Genomic DNA, 3,120 nt, shown 5'->3' on the forward strand with positions numbered 1-3,120 from the left:
CCGGCGCGCACCGCCGTCCCCGCGCGCGAGGTCGCCGGCACCACCGACCTCGCCGTCGTCGACCGCCAGGGCAATGCCGTCGACGTGACGACCACCGTCGAGGGGGTGTTCGGCTCCGGCCTGTCGGTCGACGGCGTCATCCTCAACAACCAGCTTACCGACTTCGATATCGTCCCCGGCAAGGGGGGCTATCTCGTCGCCAACCGGGTCGAGGGCGGCAAGCGGCCGCGCTCGTCGATGGCACCGACGATCGTCTACGATCCCGACGGTAGGGTCCGCCTCGCGATCGGCGCGGCGGGCGGATCGACGATCATCGCCCAGGTCGCGAAGGCGATCATGGGCGTGATCGACTTCAAGATGAGCGCGCAGGACGCGATCGCCGCCGGCCTGGTCTTCGCCCCCGGGCCGGTGATCGTCGAGCAGGGCACCGAGCGCGAGGCGATGGTGCCGGCGATGCGCGCGCTGGGCGACCAGGTGCAGGTCGCGCAGCTTGGCCTCAAGGCCAACGCGATCGAGCGCAAGGGCGACCACTGGGTCGGCGCGGCCGATCCGCGCAGCGAGGGCGTCGCGATCGGCGAGGACGGCAGCGTGACCAGTATTACCCGCGCCGCCGATCCGATGAGCCGCCCCTCCGAATAGCCGCCCACGCAACAACGACCGCGCCGATGCAACGGCGCGGCAGGAGAGTCGATGCGCACGCTGGAGCAAGTCCCCAACCTGGTCGCGATGTTCTTTGCGCGGGCGGCGGAGCGGGGCGAGCGGCCGTTCCTGTGGCACAGGGCCGGCGGCAGCTGGCAGGCGACCGGCTGGACGGAGGCGGCGCGGCAGGTCGCCAGCCTTGCCGCCGGGCTGCGGGCACTCGGCCTCGCGCCGGGCGACCGGGTTATGCTGGTCGGCGAGAACCGCCCCGAATGGTGCATCAGCGACCTGGCGATCATGGCGGCGGGCTGCGTGACGGTGCCGACCTATGTCACCAATACCGAGCGCGACCACCGCCACGTCATCGAGGATAGCGGCGCGTCGGCGATCATCGTCTCCACCGCGAAGCTGGCGCGCACGCTGCTGCCCGCGGCGATCGGCACCGGCAGGACCATCGCCATCATCGGCATCGACGCGATGCCGGCGCAGGCCGACGGCCCTGACGTCCATGACTGGCGCGGGCTGATCGCCGCCCACCCCGCCGAACCCGCGGAGTGCGCAGCCGCCGCCAGCCTTGGTCGCGGCGACCCGGCGTGCATCATCTATACCAGCGGCACCGGCGGCGCGCCGCGCGGCGTCGTCCAGCATCACGGCGCGATCCTCCACAACCTCGCCGGTGCCGGCGCGATCGTCATCGAGGATATCAGCGGCAACGATGAGAACGTGTTCCTGTCGATACTGCCGCTCAGCCACGCCTATGAGCACACGGCGGGCCAGTTCCTCCCGATCGGGCTAGGCAGCCAGATCTATTATGCCGATGGGCTGGAGAAGCTCGCCGCCACCATCGAGGAAGTGCGGCCGACGCTGATGGTTGTGGTGCCGCGGCTGTGCGAGGTGCTGCGGACGCGGATCGTCAAGGCGATCGACAAGCAGGGCGGCCTGCCCGCGCGGCTGCTGGCGAGCGCGCTCGATCTCGGCGCAAAGGTCGATGAGGGTCGCCTGTCGTGGCGCGACTGGCCCAAGCGCCTGCTGGTCGGTGCCGTCCTCAAGCCGCGCATCGCCAAGCGATTCGGCGGCCGGCTCAACGGGATGGTGTGCGGCGGCGCGCCGCTCAACCCCGAGGTCGGCAGATTCTTCCAGTCGCTCGGCATCACCCTGCTCCAGGGCTATGGCCAGACCGAGACCGGCCCGGTGATCGCGTGCAACCGGCCCGCGGCGGGCATCGCCATGGACACGGTCGGGCCGCCGCTGATGGATACCGAGGTGCGGATCGCCGACGACGGCGAGATCCTGGTACGCGGCGAGTTGGTGATGCACGGCTATTGGCGCAACGAGGCGGAGACCGCGCGGGTGCTCCGCGATGGCTGGCTTCACACCGGCGACATCGGCGCGTTCGATGCGGCCGGGCGGCTGCGGATCACCGATCGCAAGAAGGACCTCCTCGTCAACGACAAGGGCGAGAACGTCGCGCCGCAGAAGGTCGAGGGGATGCTGACGCTCCAGCCCGAGATCGCGCAGGCGATGATCGCCGGCGACCGGCGGCCCTATATGGTGGCACTTCTGGTGCCCGACCCGGAGTGGGAGGCGGCGCACGCTGGAACCGATCCGGCGGCGCGGCAGGCCGGCCTGGCGGCGGCGGTCGATCGGGTCAACAAGGAGCTGTCGGTGACCGAGCGGGTGCGCCGCTTCATCCTGGCGGACGAGCCGTTCACCATCGCCAACCAGCAGATGACGCCGTCGCTCAAGATCCGGCGGCACATCCTGCGCGAGGTCTATGGCGAGCGGCTGGACGCGCTGTACCGCAGCTAGGGCGCGACGGCCTTCGGTGCCACCGCCATCGTCCAGTCGCGGCCGGGCTGCAGATACTTGGCCGCCACCACCTGCAGGCTTGCCGGGGTCGTGCCGAACAGGTCGTCGGGCAGCGAGCGGGTCGCGGCGAAGCGGGCCGGGTCGAACGAGGCCCCGCCCAGCTGCCGCAGCCAGAACAGGTTGCCGGTCGAGGCGCGCAGGAACTGCTCCTTCATCGGTCCGAGCAGGCGTTTCAGCTCGTCGTCGCCGACCGGGTTCGCGATCAGATCGGCGGCGATCGATCGCGCCAGGGTGAAAAAGAACGCCGTCTTGTCGGGCGGCACCTGGCCGATCGCGATGAAGCGGCCGATGCCGCCGCCGCCGACCGGCCACTGGCTGGCGACGCTGGGGCTGTAGCTCGCTCCCGCCGCGTTGCGCAGCTTGTCGAACAGGCGGTCGGTGAAGATCTGCGCCAGCACGTCGAGCTGGCGGGCATCGCGGATCTCGGCCGCACCGCTGCCGGTCGGCCAGGCGATGATCGCTGCCGCCTGGTTGGCGGGACCGTCATGGCGGCGAATTACCGGCGCGTCGTTGTGCGCGGGGAAGCCGGAAGGCACCGCCGCCGTCGCGGCCAGCACCCCCCCGGCGAGCGCCGCCCACGCGAGCCGCGTCACGGGCCGACGTACCGATACC

Annotated in this window: 3 protein-coding genes; 2 read left to right on the plus strand and 1 reads right to left on the minus strand. The window is 71.1% G+C overall.

The annotated features are described in order from the left end of the window. The coding region (locus HUU96_RS13875; RefSeq protein WP_174293339.1) for a gamma-glutamyltransferase at positions 1–639 on the plus strand (639 nt) is incomplete at its 5' end. 51 nt (positions 640–690) lie between these two features. Next, complete coding sequence (locus HUU96_RS13880; protein ID WP_174293340.1) at positions 691–2,448, plus strand: AMP-dependent synthetase/ligase; 1,758 nt, start codon at positions 691–693, stop codon at positions 2,446–2,448. On the opposite strand, the gene HUU96_RS13885 is transcribed toward HUU96_RS13880, so the two are convergent. Beyond that, on the minus strand, positions 2,445–3,120 hold a 676-nt coding region (locus HUU96_RS13885; protein WP_174293341.1), incomplete at its 5' end, for an insulinase family protein. The two genes, HUU96_RS13880 and HUU96_RS13885, sit on opposite strands and share 4 nt — an antisense overlap.

The organism is Sphingomonas bacterium (assembly GCF_903644135.1).
In the GTDB taxonomy this organism is placed as follows: domain Bacteria; phylum Pseudomonadota; class Alphaproteobacteria; order Sphingomonadales; family Sphingomonadaceae; genus Sphingomonas.

Coding starts and splice junctions, on each gene's coding strand:
- HUU96_RS13880 (WP_174293340.1), top strand. CDS start 691: ATGCGCACGCTGGAGCAAGTCCCCAACCTGGTCGCGATGTTCTTTGCG.